This window comes from Paenibacillus sp. FSL E2-0178, assembly GCF_038593005.1.
GTDB lineage: Bacteria > Bacillota > Bacilli > Paenibacillales > Paenibacillaceae > Paenibacillus_AQ > Paenibacillus_AQ phytohabitans.
In genome coordinates this window covers 3,855,531-3,875,359 of sequence record NZ_CP151953.1, presented here as the reverse complement: position 1 = coordinate 3,875,359, position 19,829 = coordinate 3,855,531, and the positions used below count along the sequence as shown (strand labels likewise).

General features: G+C 49.0%; 10 protein-coding genes. 7 read left to right on the top strand and 3 right to left on the bottom strand.

Annotated elements, in window-relative coordinates:
• Positions 1–302 precede the first annotated feature (302 nt).
• The 6 genes from MHI42_RS16810 to MHI42_RS16785 all read left to right on the top strand — a co-directional run bounded on the left by MHI42_RS16810 (position 303) and on the right by MHI42_RS16785 (position 9,207).
• Complete coding sequence (locus MHI42_RS16810) at positions 303–2,156, top strand: DUF3578 domain-containing protein (RefSeq protein WP_342424525.1); 1,854 nt, start codon at positions 303–305, stop codon at positions 2,154–2,156.
• Positions 2,128–4,542, top strand: a complete 2,415-nt coding sequence (locus MHI42_RS16805) for a restriction endonuclease-like protein (RefSeq protein WP_342424524.1) — start codon at positions 2,128–2,130, stop codon at positions 4,540–4,542. Before MHI42_RS16810 ends, MHI42_RS16805 begins: the two co-directional genes overlap by 29 nt.
• A gap of 62 nt (positions 4,543–4,604) precedes the next feature.
• Positions 4,605–5,402, top strand: a complete 798-nt coding sequence (locus tag MHI42_RS16800) for a DUF6602 domain-containing protein (protein WP_342424523.1) — start codon at positions 4,605–4,607, stop codon at positions 5,400–5,402.
• A 999-nt stretch (positions 5,403–6,401) separates the two neighbouring features.
• Positions 6,402–7,505 (top strand): slipin family protein, encoded by a 1,104-nt coding sequence (locus MHI42_RS16795; RefSeq protein ID WP_342424522.1) that lies wholly within the window; start codon positions 6,402–6,404, stop codon positions 7,503–7,505.
• A gap of 138 nt (positions 7,506–7,643) precedes the next feature.
• Positions 7,644–8,438 carry a hypothetical protein gene (locus MHI42_RS16790; RefSeq protein WP_342424521.1) on the top strand — a complete coding sequence of 265 codons (795 nt, stop codon included), beginning with the start codon at positions 7,644–7,646 and terminating at the stop codon, positions 8,436–8,438.
• Positions 8,439–8,496: 58 nt separating this feature from the next.
• The gene (locus MHI42_RS16785; protein ID WP_342424520.1) at positions 8,497–9,207 is read left to right on the top strand and encodes an NADAR family protein; all 711 of its coding nucleotides are present in this window, start codon (positions 8,497–8,499) and stop codon (positions 9,205–9,207) included.
• A gap of 205 nt (positions 9,208–9,412) precedes the next feature.
• On the opposite strand, the gene MHI42_RS16780 is transcribed toward MHI42_RS16785, so the two are convergent.
• Positions 9,413–9,496 carry a putative holin-like toxin gene (locus tag MHI42_RS16780; protein WP_219214875.1) on the bottom strand — a complete coding sequence of 28 codons (84 nt, stop codon included), beginning with the start codon at positions 9,494–9,496 and terminating at the stop codon, positions 9,413–9,415.
• A gap of 281 nt (positions 9,497–9,777) precedes the next feature.
• On the opposite strand from MHI42_RS16780, the gene MHI42_RS16775 reads away from it, so the two are divergent.
• Positions 9,778–18,471 (top strand): stalk domain-containing protein, encoded by an 8,694-nt coding sequence (locus MHI42_RS16775; protein WP_342424519.1) that lies wholly within the window; start codon positions 9,778–9,780, stop codon positions 18,469–18,471.
• Between the two features lie 74 nt (positions 18,472–18,545).
• Here MHI42_RS16775 and MHI42_RS16770 read toward each other — a convergent pair whose 3' ends face one another.
• A complete protein-coding gene (locus tag MHI42_RS16770; protein WP_171719118.1) occupies positions 18,546–19,649 on the bottom strand; it encodes a response regulator in 1,104 nt (367 codons plus the stop codon).
• Positions 19,650–19,661: 12 nt separating this feature from the next.
• Positions 19,662–19,793, bottom strand: coding sequence for a hypothetical protein (locus tag MHI42_RS16765; RefSeq protein ID WP_281365913.1), 132 nt, complete (start codon positions 19,791–19,793; stop codon positions 19,662–19,664).
• Between the last annotated feature and the right edge of the window lie 36 nt (positions 19,794–19,829).

Genomic DNA, 19,829 nt, shown 5'->3' with positions numbered 1-19,829 from the left:
AGCTACGAGCCTTTCATCAGGAGCGCGTGTCGTACGACCGCGTTAAGCAGCGGTTTCTTAACTACTTTATAGTTGAACAGGATAGTGGGAACCGGGTAGATCTGCCACCAGGGCGGGAGCAATGGAGGGAGGCTCCAAAGAGTCAACTGAAGGATATCATTAACAGTCCTGTTAATGCTCTTTCTCATATTTTGTTTGTGAATTCAGAAGATAACACCATAGGTTTTCATAGCCAGATTCATAGGCAGCTAGGGAAAGAGGAGCTTTCGCAGTTAGAGAGTCTAGCCAACGAGGAGCTCCAGTTGTACAACGCTGCTCTGCAGCGGTTCTCTTTGCAAGGTTATCTGGAGAAAATCCTGGCGGAGTACACTTCTGCCAAAATGGAAGCCTTCGCGGGTCATACACTTGGTGCATTGTTTCGTCAGACACTTCCTGCCGAGCTAAAAGCGTTACCTTTCATAGATGAGCAATACAAGGTTCAAGGTTCAGTTGGACAAGGGAATTGGGCAACGGTACCATGGTTGGCAGTTCTGGATAAACGAATTACGGAAACGACTCAGCATGGGGAATATGTTGTGTATCTGTTTGCTGAGGATATGAGTGCTGTGTATCTTACGTTTAATCAGGGTGTAACGAAACCAATTCAAGAGAAGGGGCGCAGAGACGGCTATGCTTATCTGAGAGACCGCAAAGAAGCGCTTCTAGACCTTCTTGCTCTGACCAATATGAATAAGGATGAGAACATTCGTCTGGTGGATAGCGGATTAGGACAAGACTATCAGGTATCTACGGTTGCTTACATTAAGTACGAAAGAGGAAACGTCCCGAACGATGAGCAGCTCATTCAAGATCTTGAGAATGTAATCGAAGATTACCGTCTATATGTGGAATCGGCGATCGCTCCCAGTGATGACGAAGCCATTGACGAGGAAGTGGAACTATTGCCACAACAAGCCGAGCCTATGAAGGATGAGGAAGTTATAAGTCTCCTCCACCAAATCCAATCCCACATCCGCCGCCAAGGCTTCTTCTTCCCTGAGCATCTAATCGAGAACTTCTACCTCTCGCTGAAGGCCAAGCCTTTTGTCATCCTGGCAGGCATCTCAGGCACGGGGAAGACGAGGCTGGTGAAGCTGTTCGCCGAGGCGCTGGGGGCGATGCGTGATAATGGGCAGTATACTTTGATTCCGGTGCGGCCGGATTGGAGTGATCCTGCGGATCTGCTGGGGTATAAGGATCTGTCGGGCAGGTTCCAGCCGGGTCCGATGACGCAGGTGTTCGTGGAGGCGCGGCAGCAGGAGAATCGGCATAAGCCTTATTTTATCTGCCTGGATGAGATGAATTTGGCCCGGGTGGAGCATTATTTCAGTGATCTATTAAGTGTGCTGGAGACGCAGGAGTGGCGGGACAGTGAGATTCAGACGCAGGAGCTTATCTCTCGTGCCTTGCTGGGTACACCTGAGGATCGAGAGACCTATGGCGGCCTGGGCATCCCGGAGAATGTGTTCCTGATCGGGACGGTGAATATGGACGAGACTACGCATCCTTTTAGCAAAAAAGTTCTCGACCGCGCAAGCACCCTGGAGTTCAATTACATCAATCTGCAGCAGTATCCGCACGGTGCTGAGCAGGACGTGGGCGATCCCGCTGATCTTAATGAGCTGAATCATCTCTTCCTCCGTTCTGATTATTTGCAGCTGGTGGATGCTTATGATACCCATCAGGAGCTCGTTGTGCGGACAACGGAGAGATTGGTGAAGATTAATACGCTGCTGGAGGATATCCATGCTCATGTGGGCTTCCGGGTGCGGGATGCGATTTGCTTCTATATGATCTATAACGAGCGCTTTGGCCTGATGGATGAGGAAGAGGCGTTCGACTGGCAGCTGCTGCAAAAGATTCTGCCGCGTATCCAGGGGAGTCATTCCTCGGTACGACGGGTTCTGCTGGGCCTGATGAAGGTTGCGATAGGCAGCGCTGCTGGCATTACGGTTAATGTTCAAGAACTCATGGACGATGATGCTTCTCCGCTCTATCTGAGATGGGCTGCCGGGCAGAATCCGCCTGGGGTTAAGCATCCGCAAAGTGCCCGTAAACTGGCTTATATGCTGAGGAGGCTGGAGGAAGATGGATTCACCTCATACTGGCTCTCTTAATCAGGCGGTGGAATTGCTCCGTATCGAGACGGAGCTTTTTACGCTATATGTGCAGGGGCGGCCCTATCATCCTACGGTGGAGACGTTGCAGCTGCATCGCTCCCCGGAGCAGGAGTGGGTGAATGCTCAGCTTGGGATTACCTGCGCGCAGCGGCTTGGTGAAGTACAGATTAAGGTGTTCTCGCCTGAAGCCTATGGGCTGATCGACTGGCAGCCGGGGGAGTCGTCCTTTCCTTGCTTTTATGAGACGCAGTCGTATGAACTGGTGATTCAGAATAAGAAGGCGGCCAAGCTTACTTTCTATCATGAAAATGTACTGCTCCGGCAAGCGGTTAAGCCCCTGGGTGATTCGATCCTTGCGGGTGTGCTGAACTTTGGGAATGAGGTTGGGCTGACGGAATGGGAGATCCGGGGCGAGGGGCAGACACTGCTGCGGGTGGAGATGGAGATTTTCCCCTCGAAGATGGATTACAAGCGGGATTACCAGAACATTCTGAATGAAGTGAACGGGCAGATCTATAATTTAGCCTTTGACTTTCTGCGCCGGACCTACCAGCTAACCGGATTGCGGGAGACGCAGCATCAGAGCCTTACAGAGTTCTTCGCGATCCTACAGCATGTATTTAGACAGCTTCTGGATGCCGTTGAGCGGATCAACAAGAATCCTAATTATGCGCTGCTCCAGGAACGCCGATTAATGGATGCAGGCCGGGTCAAAAAAGCCGGAAGAGAGAACATCCGCGAGCTCGCGAAGCATCCTGAACGATTAAGAGAAGACATGGACCATGGCTTCTTAACCATCGGCAACCGGAACTACACAGCATCGCACTTAATAGAGACACGGAAGCGCCTTGCCTATGATACAAGTGAGAACCGGTTCATCCGCTGGATGCTGGAACGGGTTCATGGCAAACTGAAGGAGCTTAAAAGCCGCTGGAAAGAGAACAGCCGAACCTCAGATCCGCTGCTCATCCGAAGAATCGACACGATGCTCACTCATCTGGAGCGGGTACTTAAGATTGATTTTCTGCGGGAGGCTGGAGCACTGAAGCAGATGTCCGTTACGCTGGTGCTGCAGATGGCCCCTGGATACCGTGAGGTCTATCGCAGTTATCTCATGCTGCTCAAAGGCCTGTCGATCCAAGGCGACCTGCTTCGCCTATCCATGAAGGATGTCGCGCAGCTCTATGAATACTGGTGCTTCCTTAAGCTGAATCAGCTTCTGGGGCAGAAGTATAAGCTGGTGAAGCAGGATATCATTAAGGTGAACCGGAACGGGATCTTTGTGACGCTGGACCGCTCGCAGACTGCTCAGATGGTATATGAGAATCCGCTCAATGGGGAACAGTTCATCCTGTACTACAATACGATTCCTGGAACAGATAGGACCCCAACGCTCAGTCAACGTCCTGACAATGTGCTTACCTTGAAGAAGAAGGATGCGGGTCAGATCAAGGAGTATAAGTACGTTTTCGATGCGAAGTATCGGTTGAATCCGGCGTATGAGGGGACTTCCTATCATCAGAAATATAGACAGCCTGGACCGGAAGAGGATGATATTAATACGATGCACCGCTACCGGGACGCGATAGTCTATCAGGAGACAGGCTCCGGGGAATACGAGCGAAGCATGTTCGGGGCGTATGTGTTATTTCCGTATCCTGATGAGGAGCGGTACAAGACCCACCGTTTCTACAAAAGCATCGGGCTGCTGAACATTGGCGCCTTGCCGTTCCTGCCGAATTCCACAAGCCTGGTGGAGCAATTCTTAGCTGAAATTATTCAGGATAGTCCGGAAAAAGCTTATGAACGCTCAACTCGTCCGCGCGGCACGAAGGAATACTACGTCAATCAGCTTGCGGGCAAAAATGTGCTGGTCGGCTCTGTCCGGGGACCGGAGCAGGTGGCGGTGGCGGTGCGGAAAGCTTTTTATCATATGCCGCTTAAGAATCTTGCCAGCCAGAAGCTCCTAACCCAAATCGAATATATTGCCATGTGCCAATCCCGCAAGAAGTTCATTGATCCCGCCAAAACAGGCATTCACTGGGTAGGGAAGGTAGCGGACTGGAAGGTGCTGCGGCGTAAAGAGATTAAGGAAGTTCCTTGTCGGCCGGGTACCGAGGAGGAGCTGTATGTACGCTTTACGGTTGAGGAATGGAAGAGCTTAGCTACTCCAATTACGTTAGGCGGACAAGGGATATATACGGTGCTCTACACCAGTAAGTATATCCTGGACCGGGCTTTGGAGATTGCCGAGCTCCGGCTGGAGACGGAGGAAGCACTGCGGGAATGGCGGGAGAAGCGCCGCAAGGGCAGAGTGAAGGTGAAGCTGGATCATGAGCAGTATGTGGATTTGGGTAGGGTTGTGGAGGTTAGGAATATTTGAAGTAGATGACATTAAACAAAAAAACAATAAGTAGTTTTTATACAGATGACTGAGGTGGTCTTATGCCAGTTGAGAGAAGTTTGCCAAATTATTATCAGAGCTTTAGCAAGGAATTAGATGTTGCGAAAAATCGAGTGAGAGATATCATCGGAAATGCTCATTGGATTTCCGATGGAACACATAAAGAGGCTATTTTACAAGATGTATTAAAGAGGTTTATCCCCAAGAAATACGTAATATCAAGTGGATTCATTCTCTCAAATGATGGAGAAACATGCAGTAAGCAATTGGATATTATTATTTATGATCAAGCGTCCCCTTTACTATTTAACGGACCTAACTTTGTAATTATTCCAGATCAATATGTTAGAGCAGTAATAGAAGTGAAGACTAGTTTAAGCGTAGGTTCGAAACTTATAGATGCTCTAGAGAATCTTTATACCGTACAATCAATAATGGAACGGGCTTCTGATAGTGTTTATTTTGGGATCTTTTCATTTGGTTTTCAGGATTATCGTAACATTGGCCCAGTGAATGTCGCACAACGATTATTCACTAAAATTAAAGAGTTTTACCGGGATAAGAGGGTGCAGTATGAAGGGACGGACCTGCAATTTTTGCAAACACGAACGTTAACATCTTTGTGTATGAATGGACTGCTTTATGGCCTACATTGGAATGATACAACCCAAAGTAGTCCTGAATTTGGATTCTATGATACTGGAGAACAATCCTTCAATTATTTTATGTCCAATTTATTAAGTACATTAGATAGTAATACTATTACACTTTCTAAGCCATTATGGTTTCCTCAATCCAAGGATTCCAGGCTGCTTCTTAAAGAAAAAATTGGGTTTTGATCAAGTGGGGCCAATGTCTTAAAGACGGTGGCGGCTCCATGATACCCACACAATACTGGAGAAGACTCATTTCGTTTTCGATGAATGCAGAACTGAGAATTTCTTACTTTATGAAATGACTTGTGGTAGTAAAGGCAGAAAAAAGTATAATACAAAGAGAGCCGTGCTGGACACACGACTCTCTGCGCAATAGCCGCTTTTAAGGGCGTAGGCTTTTAAAGGTAAACCAGTCAAAGAATAGACCGCTTCCCTTGAGCAGGGCGGTCTATTTCTTTTTGAGGTAATTTAACAGCGCGATAATGAACATGCCGAACATGAACATTACGGACCACGAATGAATAAATTTTAATATACGAACCCAATCCTCCAAAAAAGCTCAAGCGCAGGCTTCCCATCCCTGCCTTTGAGCTTTTTTCTATGCCTCCCAAGACTCCCCTCTGGAAATTTATTCTTCCGTCGTAATACTTTCGCCATGTTCGTTGCGCTGGATTTCAGCGATGATAGAGCCTGTAAGATAACGCCGAGCGCGTTCATCATACATCCGGTTCTTATCCGGGCGGGCGTAACGAGGCGGGGATCTCAGGTGATCCCGCAGTGCCGGCATGTATGTCACGGTATCCTGTACGGTCCGTTTCGGTAAGAGTCACCTTTGGGGTTCGATTCCCCAATCGCCTTGGGAGCGATTCTGGTAGAGTACTCGATTTCCATCGAGCGACTATTGAAGCACAATCTGAGTAAGGAAACCAATGGACAGAATCTCTGGCGGCTGGTATAGCGCACTGCGGAAGGGCTTTGCAATCCGTGGATACCGATGGTGCGGTAGCTGGGAGGCTGTGGCAAGGAAAGAAGGGAACGAAGGCCGGCTGAAGTATGGGTTAGCCTCGGACCTCAAGTAGTCCTCCCGGACCTCCCGGCAGGGCCGCCTGTCTCAAACGTGATTCCGCCTGAGCTGCAGCGGGATTCTGTCAGCCATTGGTCAAACATGAAGGGGGCATACATATGTTGAAGCAAATAACGATTCAAGCGGACCAGCGCGGTCTGCTCTTTCATAAGGGAAGTTATGTGAAGCGGCTGCTGCCGGGAACCTACCGTTACTTCTCATGGTCGCAGCATACAGTGGCAGTACTGAATATTGGCAAACCGTTTAGTGTCGAGGGCAAAGACCTGCAGCTATTTTTACAGGATGATGAACTCCTCCGGGAGCTCGATGTCGTACGCGTACAGGATCATGAGATTGTTCTGCACTATGAGGATGGCCAATTCATGCAAGTGCTGAAGCCGGGTGTGTATGCTTATTGGAACCTCCTGAGAAAGCATATCTTCGTACATACGGATATAGGGCAGCCGGAGCTGCCTGCCGGGATCGACCGCTCGATTATCCCGAAGCTTACTCCGTATGTGCAGTGCTGCGAAATCGCAAGCTACGAGCAGGGATTCCTGTTCTATGATCATACGCTCGAGCGGGAGCTTACGCCTGGTAAGTATTATTTCTGGAAGGGACCGGTCTCGGTACTGACGAAAACGGTCGATCTAAGACAACAGCAGATGGATCTGGTCGGCCAGGAAATGATGACAGAAGATAAGGTCTCGCTGCGTCTGAACTTCGTATGCCAGTACACAATCGTAAGTCCGCAACGCGTTCTGGAGATGAAGGCTTTTGACGAGCAGATACACATCCAGCTTCAGCTCCTGCTTCGGGAGTATGTCGGGACGCTGAAATTGGACGATCTTCTGAAACGAAAAGAGGATGTTGCCACATTCATTCTGTCCCGTATCCAGGAGAAGGAAGAAGCGTTCGGGGTACGTTTCCTCGGGGCGGGGGTGAAGGATGTAATTCTGCCGGGGGAAATGAAGGACATCCTAAATACCGTCCTGCTCGCAGAAAAGAAGGCGCAGGCGAACCTGCTTACCCGCCGGGAAGAGACGGCTTCCACGCGCAGCCTGCTGAATACAGCGAAGCTGATGGACGAGAATCAGACCCTGTTCCGTCTTAAGGAGCTGGAATTCCTCGAGAAGATATGCGACAAAATCGGTTCTATCTCTGTAACCGGCGGTGGAGACCTCCTGGAGCGGTTAAGCTCGCTTATCGGCAGTAATAAGTAGATCGCCTCCTGGCGGTCTATTATTTTATGCAGATAGAGAGAAGTAAGCTTAGTCAAAGTTCCGCAAAACAGGTAATTATATAGAAGCTATAGAACTAAGCTATAGAGCGGTTTAAGCCAAACCCGAGGAAGTGATCCCATGGACAACAAAGCAAAGAAAATCCTTATGAACACCTTCTGGACCTCCGCCGGCTGGAAGAATAGTCCTGCTGCCTTCACCGGTGAGGATTTCGACTATGCCAAAAGCAAAGGTCTGATGTTCGATCCTGTGACGATTACTCATGACGAGATTGTCCTGCGGCTGTATGAGCTGCATCAGACGATTACCAAGGAGCGGGTAGCGGCCGCGTTCCTGCACAGTTTGTCGACGAAGAATGTGCATTTGCGGAGTGCCTTATCCAGCTGGGCCCTGACTTCCGATTTACCTGTACATACCTATGAGCAGCGGAGTTCAGTCCGGCCCAATTATAGCAGCTGCGGGGATTGTAACTTTTACAGATTAATGTCTGACCGGGAATATATAAATAATGATCTGAATGTGCTGAATTTCGAACGGGTCAAATGGGGCGGGATTCGTCTGAACTGGCTTTTATACTGCTGGCTGGACCTTGAATTATTCAGTAAAGAAGAAGAGTTCGAGGTTACCGCCGAGGATACTGCCATACTCTCCGGGATGCTCGAAGCGATACGGGATTGTGCGGACCATGAGAGTGCGCGGATGCTGGAGAAGCGGTGGAAGGACGTGATTCTCTCCAGTAAGAATGAACGGGATGTGATCATGGAGATCTGGGGCTATGCCGGAGTGCTGGTACCGCGGGACACACCCCGGAAGCGCAGAGGCGGGAGTTCTGATTTTAACTCTATGGCGGAGTGGCAGGGGGAAGACGGTTATTCTCAGGAGGCGGTAGAGTTGTATTTCGGCGCGTTTTTGTAGATTTACTATGAACTTGAATGACGGTTAGATGATATTCGGACAAGGAGGCACGCTCTTTATGAACACCCCGGAACACATCCAGAAGATCCTTGAAGACAACAGAAGAAAGCTGCTGGCTCTCAATCCCGAAGAACGCTTTATACGCTTCTATGAAACAGATAAGCCTTACGGTTGTTTCTCTAATTTTGCCAAGTACCCCATAGTGTTAAAAGGCAAGGCGTGGGCAACCACGGAGCATTATTTTCAGGCGCAGAAGTTCGCAGGCACTGAGCATGAGGAAGAGGTCCGGCTCGCCGGAACGCCGATGGAGACAGCACGGTTGGGGCGGGACCGGAGTAAGCCGCTTCGTTCCGATTGGGAAGAATGCAAGGTTGAGGTTATGAGAGAAGCGCTGATGGCTAAGGTTGAGCAGCATCCCGCTATAAAGTCCATCCTGTTGTCGACGGGCGATTGTACCTTAGTTGAACATACGGCCAATGATGCCTACTGGGGAGACGGCGGTAACGGCCAAGGCGGCAATATGCTGGGCAAGCTGCTGATGGAGATTCGGAACGGATTAGATGAATATGTGCCGGAATTCTTGCTGCCGCAATGGCTGGTGTATCCCGAAATTGAGCCGTTCAGCATTGGCTGGAGAATGGGGGATGGTGAAGATTACTTGATGCACTTATGGGAATGGAGAGAGCAGCAGTCGCCGGAGGCGCTGAAGGAGTATGATGCGTACTTCACTCCGCCGGAGGAGTGGGCTGAGGCTATGAATTTGGATTAATGCTGGGAACCTGTTGTGAAATATCAATCCCCATTACATATTCTTACTTTATGAAATGATTTGTGGTATAGTAAAGGCAGAAAAAACGTAGAATACAAAGAGAGCCGTGCGGCTAACACGACTCTCGGAGCAATAGCCGCTTTTAAGGGCGGCGGCTTTCGGAATAGCAGTCATGAGATAGACCGAATCCTTTGGACAGGGCGGTCTATTTCTTTTTGAGGTAATTTAGCAGCGCGATAATGAACATTCCGAACATGAACATCAGTGACAGTGCTTGATAAACCTCCATGGGCTTCACCTCCCTCCCGGGAGATTAGCCGACCGCCCTTGCAAGCCTTCCATTGCTGCTGCGATTATACCATGACATCATACATATGGAAAGATTATGAAGTTTAACGTTGTAAAGATTACTTAAGGTATCTAAGCTTCACTGTGTTTTTCTAAGAACCTCCATCATCCATTACTTCATGCCGCCACTCTTCGTGGCGGTTTTCTTGTTTATTCTACGTTTAGCGCTGTCGTGTAGAATAAATTAATGTAGAAAAAATGAAAATAATGGAGGAAAAGGCATTGAGATTTAAACGGATTATCGCCTTGTTGCTAGTGTTTGCCATGGTCATACCGACGGGCTTGATACATGCGGCTGATCTGGTATTGAAAGAGGATGCAAATATTATGAAGTATACTCCTGCTGGATTGAGAGACCTGGAGGATACTATTGATGTTACGGATGAATCGTATGAGGCAGAGATACTTGTTACCTTTGAGTACGGGGAGGCGTCTTATCCTCCAGATTATGTTCAATTATCCATTGTGGAAGAAAATTCGGTAGGCAAGCGGATTGTGGGCAATACACTGTTCGTTGATAAAGGAGCACCAGCTGGAACGATTACCATCAAAGCTGTATTGCCGGATAATTTTTATACTACTCATACTATTACTGTGAATTCAGGTGGGGGTACTCCGCAACCGGCGCAGCCAAGAATAGCCCCTACGCCGCTGGATACAAGTGATCTTAATCATCTCATCGTAAGTGCAACGGCACTGGATGGCGGAATTCACAATGTACAGATAAGAACATTTTTTAAGCATGCCTATGGTATGGTGCCGGGTGACATTATTAGCCTGACGCGGGAAGACGACAATAGTTCAGTATTTTCTGCTGACATTACCTATCAAGTCAAGAGTAAGATAAGAGAATTCAATGCGTATGAAATGACTTATTTTTTCACTATGTTAGATGAAGATGGGGGATTCCTGCAATACCCCGAGGTTATTGACATGAACTCGTTGGAAGGAGCTTTGACGGTTAAGTTGGCTGATCCGCCGGACTTTTCCACAGCAGCTATAGTCGAGCACACCCCGCCTGTTGTTACCAGTTTCGACAATATACCCGCTACATTCAAGATTACGCAGTTGCAGGAAGGCGAAGTTCCAACAATCAATGTCTATTACAGGTCAGAATTAACTTCCGATGGATTAAGTATAGTGAAGGGTATGGGCCAATTAACCCATGTGGACGGCGATACGTACACCGTTAATTTGGCTGATCCCGAATTTAAACAAATGGAAGCCTATACGATAGAGTATTATATATCCACCAATCGGGGCTACCAATGGTACTATTATCCGCAGGGCATGAATCCTTATGCTCTTACCGGCTTATATAGCACCTCTATCCCGCGTGAATTATACGGTTCGGAGGAACCGGAAGAGCCGGAAGAACCAGAAAGTCCCGAGATCACTAGGGATGACTTGTATTTAAAAGTTATCGAGGCATCCGACCTTTATCTATATAGTCTTGAGGGAGATGGCGAAGGACAATACTCAAGACAAGCAAAAGACGCTTTAAACGATGCCATTATGCAAGCAGTAGATGTGTACCACTATTCAGATAATCAAGCAGAGATTAAAAATGCACATCAAATGTTATCCGATGCCATAGAGATATTTCGCGCGGCAGCAGTGACACCGTTTCAGGCCAAGATTAGCTATGCGCAAAGGATATTCGATTATACTACTGTGGGGACTGACTTCGGTCAATATCCGGCTGAGGCAAGAGATACGTTAGGAGCTGCTATTACTTCGGCTAAAGAATGGAATAATCCCACCTCTACCGAAGCTGAGCTAGATGCTGCCTATCAAGCTTTGGATGCCGCAATTACAAAATTCATAGACTCTGAAATTAAGGAAGGAGATACCTCGGTACTCCAGGAGGAAATTGGTGAGATATGGGATTTCCTGAGGTTTGCTTCGGAAGGAGATGGACCAGGACAGTATCCTTCATCAGCTTACACAGATTTGTACAGTGTCATCGATGCAGCAAATGTTCTGATTAGGAATTCAGGGACCGAAGCACAAATTAATGAAGCCTATGAAAATTTGGTGAATGCACTACAGGTTTTTAAGGATTCAAAGAATCCCGATACTAATAAAGTAGCGCTCCAGGCTGGCATCGAGACTGCCCGGGCATTTTTGGATGCCAGTGAAGTAGGTACCAAAGTTGGACAATATCCGGCAGATTCGAAGGACATCTTCCAAAGCTCCATAGATGCTGCGTGGGATACGTTAATCAACCTGATGTCTACACAAATTGAGGTTGATCAAGCGTTAACTTCTGTGAATAATACATTGGCGGATTTCAAGGCATCTGTCCTCGTACAAGGAAATCAGCTATTCCTTCACGTAACCATCATTGATGCGAAAGAGCTCCTGGATAATAGTCCAGTAGGAGAGGGTGCTGGTCAATTCCCATCTGATGCTATGCATGCACTTGAAGCAGCAATTGGTGTGGCGGAAACGGCAATCAGCGGACCGATGACGCAAGTCGAGCTTGATGAAGCGCGGCAAGCGCTGGAAACAGCAGTCACGACCTTTAAAGCTGCAGAAATCAAGGCAGTAGATAAAACAGCGTTACAGGGCAAAATTGACGACGCGACATCTGCTTACAATATGAGCCGAGTTGGCACTGATTTTGGAGAATATCCGGCTGAAGCAAAAACGGCTTTGAAGGCAGCCATTGACGCTGCTAAAGTTCTGATCGACAAGTCAGCAGCTTCGCAAGCTGAGATTGACGCGGCAACTCAAACACTAAATGCTGCAATTACAACCTTTTATGCTGCAGCGGTCGAAATGGGAGATTACCTTAAACTTCAAGAAAAAGTTATAGAAGCGCGATCCCTATATCGGGAAAGTCCACGAGGCGATGGGATCGGTGCATACCCAGATGCGGCATTTAATGACTTTGATGAAGCTATAGAGCTAGCTAATGAAATAGCGACCTATCTAGCCAGCCAAACCAAACTGGATAAGGCCCTCCAGGCATTATCGGATGCAATGGAGAAATTCGAAGAATCTGTAATTAAGGCTGGAGACAATACAGCACTACAAGCCGCAATTACTGAGGCGAAAATCCTTTTGGAGGGAAGTACTGAAGGAAATGCTGTAGGAGAATATCCGCTAGAAGCCATGGACTTACTGGCATCCGCGATTACAGATGCAGAAAACTTGGCAAATGAAGAAGCGACTCAAGTAGCAATGGATGAGGCTATCCTAACTCTGAACAACGCAGTTGCAGCTTTTGAAGCTGCGGTGATCAAGGAAGGGAACAGCACAGAGCTCCAACTCAAAATTGAAGCAGCAAGAAATCTTTTGAGTTTTAGCGCAGAGGGTGATCGCCCTGGAGAGTATCCGTCAGAAGCCTTCGATGCTTTGGATAAGGCTGTTGAAGCTGCCGAGTCTCTGATGGATTCCCCCGGGACACAGCAACAGATTGATGATGCCCATCATGATTTGGTACAAGCAATCGAAGCTTTCGAAAATGCTAAGATTCAGGAGGGCGAGTATGCCCCGCTTCTAATCGCGTTATCGGAGGCAATGACACTCTATGATGCTAGCCCGGAGGGCTACGGTGCAGGGCAATATTGGCCGGAAGTCAAAGAGTTGTTCATGACAGCCATTGAGGCGGCAAACATAGTAGCAGGCGGACCGTCAACTCAAGAAGAAATAGAGGAAGCACTCCAAACACTTGCAGATGCGGTTGAAGATTTTCAGAAATCCGTAGTTCGTGCCGGGGACAGCACAAATCTTCAATTGGCCATTACGGATTTGACCACTCTTTTGAGCAACAGCAAAGAGGGGGATGACGCAGGAGAATATCCGGCAGGTTCAAAAGCGATTTTGCAGGCAGCGGTTACGGCAGCATCGAATGTGATCAGCGAACCGGCTACCCAGCAGGAGATTGATCAGGCTTATGAGGAACTGATAGATGCCGCAGGTATTTTCATCGCTAAAATAATTCCAGCGGGCAATATCTCGAAAGCTCTCGAAAAAATTTATGAGGTAGGCAGGCTTTTGGAGGCCAGCAAAGCAGGAACCGGAGTTGGACAATATCCGGCTGAGGCAATAGCAGCATTGGAGGCAGTATTTGATGCAGCGATTATTGTGGTCGATAAACCTTCTTCGCAAGTGAAGCTTGGTGCTACTTACCAAGCCCTTGTAGATGCGGTCGATGTGTTTAAGAAGGCGCAGATACAGGCTGGCGATACTGAAGAAGCAGGAACAGCTGTGATAGAAGCAGAAGCGTTGCTGAAAGATAGTGTTGTAGGTGAAAGCGTAGGCGAATATCCGCAGGCAGCCAAAACAACACTGGAAGCTGCTATTGCAGCAGCTAAGGAAGTGCTGGAACAACCAGCGACACAAGCGCAGATCAATGAAGCCAAAGCAACATTAGAAGCGGCAATTACCGCATTTGTAGCTAAGGTAAATGGAGCAGGCAGTAGCGAAGAAGCTGATGCGGTAGTGACCGGCGCAGAAACGCTGCTGAGAGACAGCATTGTAGGCGAAGGCGTAGGTGAGTACCCGCTGGCAGCCAAAACAGGACTGGAAGCAGCGATTGCAGCAGCTAAGGAATTGTTGGAACACCCGGCAACTCAGGTGCAGATTGATACAGCCAAAGCTACATTAGAAGCAGCAATCAAGACATTTGAAGCTGCGGTGAATAAAGAAGGCAGCAGCGAAGAAGCAGGAACAGCTGTGATAGAAGCAGAAGCGTTGCTGAAAGATAGTGTTGTAGGTGAAGGCGTAGGCGAATATCCGCAGGCAGCCAAAACAACACTGGAAGCTGCGATTGCAGCAGCCAAAGAAGTATTTGAACAACCAGCGACACAAGAGCAGATCGATACAGCCAAAACAACATTGGAAGCAGCAATCAAGGCATTTGAAGCTGCGGTGAATAAAGAAGGCAGTAGTGAAGAAGCTGATGCAGCTATGACCGGCGCAGAAACGCTGCTGAGAGACAGCATTGTAGGCGAAGGCGTAGGTGAGTACCCGCTGGCAGCCAAAACAATACTGGAAGCTGCGATTGCAGCAGCCAAGGAAGTGTTCGAAAACCCTGCAACGCAGGCTCAGATTGATGAAGCCAAAGCAACGTTGGAAGCGGCAATCAGTACATTTGAAGCTGAAGTGAATAAAGAAGGCAGCAGCGAAGAAGCTGATGCAGCTGTGACCGAAGCAGAAGCTTTGTTGGTTGATGTGCCAGTAGGGGAAGGCGTAGGCCAATATCCGTCAGAAGCGGTCGACGTGTTAAAAGCAGCTATCAAGGCAGCCAAGGAAGTGTTCGAAAACCCTGCAACGCAGGCTCAGATTGACGAAGCCAAAGCAACATTAGAGGCGGCAATTACCGCTTTTGAAGCTGCAGTGAATAAAGAAGGCAGCAGCGAAGAAGTTGATGCAGCTGTGACCGAAGCAGAAGCACTGCTGGTCGAAGTACCAGTAGGCGAAGGCGTTGGCCAGTATCCGTCAGAAGCAGTCGATGTGTTAAAAGCAGCCATCAAGGCAGCCAAAGAAGTGTTTGAACATCCAGCAACTCAGGCGCAGATCGATGAGGCCAAAGCTACATTAGAAGCAGCAATCACAACATTTGAAGCTGCGGTAAATAAAGAAGGCAGCAGCGAAGAAGCTGATGCAGCTGTAACCGAAGCAGAAGCATTGCTGGTTGATGTACCAGTAGGCGATGGCGTAGGTCAATATCCGTCAGAAGCGGTTGATGTGTTGAAAGCAGCCATCAAAGCAGCTAAGGAAGTGTTTGAACACCCGGCAACGCAGGCTCAGATTGATGAAGCCAAAGCAACGTTGGAAGCGGCAATCACTGCATTTGAAGCTGCGGTTAATAAAGAAGGCAGCAGCGAAGAAGCTGATGCAGCTGTAACCGAAGCAGAAGCTTTGCTGGTTGATGTACCAGTAGGCGAGGGCGTAGGCCAATATCCGTCAGAAGCAGTCGACGTATTGAAAGCAGCAATCAAGGCAGCCAAAGAAGTGTTTGAACATCCAGCAACTCAGGCGCAGATCGATGAGGCCAAAGCTACATTAGAAGCAGCAATCACAACATTTGAAGCTGCGGTGAATAAAGAAGGCAGCAGCGAAGAAGCTGACGCAGCTGTGACCGAAGCAGAAACATTGCTGGTCGATGTGCCAGTAGGGGAAGGTGTAGGCCAATATCCGTCTGAAGCGGTCGACGTGTTGAAGGCAGCCATCAAGGCAGCCAAAGAAGTGTTTGAACATCCAGCAACACAAGCACAAATTGACGAGGCCAAAGCTACATTAGAAGCAGCAATTACAACATTTGAAGCTACGGTGAATAAAGAAGGCAGCAGCGAAGAAGCTGACGCAGCTGTGACCGAAGCAGAAGCACTGCTGGTCGATGTACCAGTAGGCGAAGGCGTAGGCCAATATCCGTCAGAAGCGGTTGATGTGTTGAAAGCAGCCATCAAAGCAGCTAAGGAAGTGTTTGAACACCCGGCAACGCAAGCTCAGATCGATGAGGCCAAAGCGACGCTGGAAGCGGCAATCACTGCATTTGAAGCTGCGGTTAATAAAGAAGGCAGCAGCGAAGAAGCTGATGCAGCTGTAACCGAAGCAGAAGCTTTGCTGGTTGATGTACCAGTAGGCGAGGGCGTAGGCCAATATCCGTCAGAAGCAGTCGACGTATTGAAAGCAGCAATCAAGGCAGCCAAAGAAGTGTTTGAACATCCAGCAACTCAGGCGCAGATCGATGAGGCCAAAGCTACATTAGAAGCAGCAATCACAACATTTGAAGCTGCGGTAAATAAAGAAGGTAGCAGTGAAGCAGCTGACGCAGCTGTGACCGAAGCAGAAGCATTGCTGGTTGATGTACCAGTAGGCGAGGGCGTAGGCCAATATCCGTCAGAAGCTGTCGACGTATTGAAAGCAGCAATCAAGGCAGCGAAAGAAGTGTTCGAAAACCCGGCAACGCAAGCGCAGATTGACGAAGCGAAAGCAACGTTGGAAGCAGCAATCAGTACATTTGAAGCTGCAGTGAATACAAAAGGTGATAGCGAAGAGGCTGACGTAGCCGTAACCGGTGCAGAAACGTTACTGAAAAACAGCGTTGTAGGCGAAGGCGTGGGCCAATACCCGTCAGAAGCAGTCGACGTGTTGAAAGCAGCAATCAAGGCAGCTAAGGAAGTATTTGATCACCCGGCAACACAAGCTCAGATTGATGAAGCCAAAGCAACATTGGAAGAGGCAATCACAACTTTCAAAAATGCAGTGAATAAAGAAGGCAGCAGCGAAGAATCTGACACAGCTGTGACCGAAGCAGAAGCATTGCTGGTCGACGTGCCAGTAGGGGAAGGCGTAGGCCAATATCCGTCCGAAGCGGTCGACGTGTTGAAAGCAGCCATTAAGGCAGTGAAGGAAGTGTTTGAACACCCAGCCACACAAGCGCAAATTGACGAAGCGAAAGCTACGTTGGAAGCGGCAATCACTGCATTTGAAGCTGCAGTGAATAAAGAAGGCAACAGCGAAGAGGCTGACGCAGCTGTGACCGAAGCAGAAACATTGCTGGTTGATGTACCAGTAGGCGAAGGCGTAGGCCAGTATCCGGCCGAAGCGGTCGACGTATTGAAAGCAGCCATCCAGGCAGCTAAGGAAGTGTTTGATCACCCGGCAACACAAGCACAAATCGACGCAGTGAAAGCGACGTTGGAAGCCGCGGTGGCAGCCTTTGAAGCGGCAGTCATCAAGGCTGGAAATGCCGGAGAGATTCAAGCCCAAATTACCGAAGCGACAACTCTTTTAAATGAAAGCACAGAGGGCAACGGCGTAGGACAGTATCCGGCGGGTTCCAAAGCAATCCTGCAAGCCGCAATTACGGCGGCGGAAAATGTCATCCGTACGGCGGCAACACAAGCAGAGATTGACAAGGCTAATGAGCAATTAACAGCGGCTTATAATACGTTCCGGGCAGCTGTAATCAAGACTGCACCGGTAGATTCGTATACACCGCCGGTTAGCAACTATACCCCACCGGCAGCTACACAGCCTGTGACACAGCCCTCTACCAAAATTACAGATGGACTGAACACAGTTGAAACGGGACAAGGCACGGTAAAAACAGCTGCGTCTGAGGTTCAAGAGATCATGAAGGCTGCCAAGCCGGTTATTCTTGAATCTACGCTTGGTGTAATTGATTTTGGTAAGAATGGCTTAAACGTACCGGAGCTGAAACTAGGATTAGGTACTTCCCTGGAGTTAGGAATACTTATGACAGAGAAGTCCAAAACCGATGAGGTGTTGGCAGGAGCCAAGCTGGATCAGGCGGGCATGCAGCCGCTCGGCGGGAAGGTTCTGGACCTGATTGCCCAGTTGAATTATTCGAACGGCACCAGCACGAGAATCAAGAGCTTCGCTGAACCGGTCAAGGTCACGATTAACTTGAAGGAGCTAGGATTGACCGGTGATACGACCAACCTGACAGCGGTTCGATTCGTACCTCAGGCAGACGGCACGTATAAGACGATCAAGCTTGGCGGGATCTATATCCCGGCAACGAATAGCTTTGAGTTCTATACGGACAGCTTCAGCTTGTACAGCATCGTTAAGGCCGATTCGGTCACCAAGATTACGTTCAAGGTTGACAGCAAGGAGTATTCAATTGGAACACTTGCTAAGCAAAACGATGTGCCGCCTGTTATCCAGGAGCAAAGAACCCTGGTGCCGATCCGGGCTGTAGCGGAAGCCATGGGTGCTGAAGTCAAGTGGGACCACGCAACCAAAACAGCTACCATTACGCTTGACGGTAAAGTGCTGACCATGACTTTGGGAGAATTGATTGAAGGCATGGACGTACCTGCGCAGGCGATTGACGGCAGAATCATGGTGCCGCTGCGTTACGTTTCGGAAGCCTTAGGAGCTTATGTCATGTGGTTCCCGCAAGACAAACGGATCGAGATTATCCGTTAGTATCATCCTAATCTAAAAAGCCGGTTGCCTGTTTCAGGGCAATCGGCTTTTGTCTGCTTATATAAACTTTCTGCTTATCTGTTTAATCTATGCATTAGCTCACGGATGGGGGTGCCCGGCTGTGTTCCCAGCTCCTGCAGCAGAACTTCCTCCAGCTTGCGGTACCGCCGGATGGCCTCGCTTGTTCTTCCGAGTCCGATCAACAGCCGGATGGCCTGTCCGGCGATATCCTCGCGCAGGGCGTCGATCCGGAGGATTTCATCATATGCCTGCAGTGCCTGCTCCATCTGATGCTGCTCGAGATAGATACGGGCGGCCAACTCTTGCAGCTCTATATAATCCTGCTCCAGGCGGCGCGCCTTGGTGCTGGCCCATTCGTAGGTTTTACCCTTAAGAAAAGGTCCGGTATACAAAGCTGCTGCCTGTTTCAGTAATTCCGTATGCCCGTCCCGGTTCATTCTGATTTCTCTCAGCAAACGCTCGAATGCATACAGGTCACAGGACAGGGAATTCTCCACAATCTGTACCTCATTCCGGTCAGGCAGCAGGCATACCTTAAGCCCGCTTTCACTGATAGCTTTGCGGATATAATACAGATTGCTATTCAGGTTGTTGCTTGCCTTCCCGGATTCAAACCCGCCCCACAGGGTGTCCATGATCTCGTCACGGCTGACGGAGCGTTTGTACAGGAGATAAGCGAACAGCTCCTCCGTCTTGGGGCTCCTCAGCCTGAGAGGCTTCCTGTCCGGTCCGGGGTGTAGCAGCTTAAAGCCGCCGAACATGCATACCTCCAGCACAGGCTCCACCTCCGGCCGCCTCGGCCGCCTCCTTATTTTATCCAGAGTCTGTCTCACCCGTTCCGCAGAAACCGGCTTCAGCAGATAGTCAGTTGCGCTGGCGTCGAACGCCTGAAGTGCATATTCCTCATAGCCGGTAACGAATACCACGTCCATGGCCTCATATAGCTCATGAAGCTGCCGGGATAACTTCATCCCGCTTACCTCCGGCATGGAAATATCCAGAAAAGCAATATCGATAGGGTTGTCCCTGGCATATTCATAGGCCTTCACCGGATTCTGGAAGGTCTGGCAGATCACGACCTCTCCGCTCTCGGACAGAACCCAGCTAAGCTGATTAAGTGAAAGCCGTTCATCATCGACAATTATCGCCCGAAGCATATGTTCACCTCCTTATTCTTTTTTAGCCACATCTGCCCTCTGCCAATCTTCCGGCAGCCCTGGACGATATTCCCTGCCGTTATCTTTAATGGCAAACCGGACCGCACCATTCTCCAGCCGGCCCAGCTGCTCCTTGATCATCATGAGTCATTAGTCCTAGAAATCCCAATCAGCCATTAA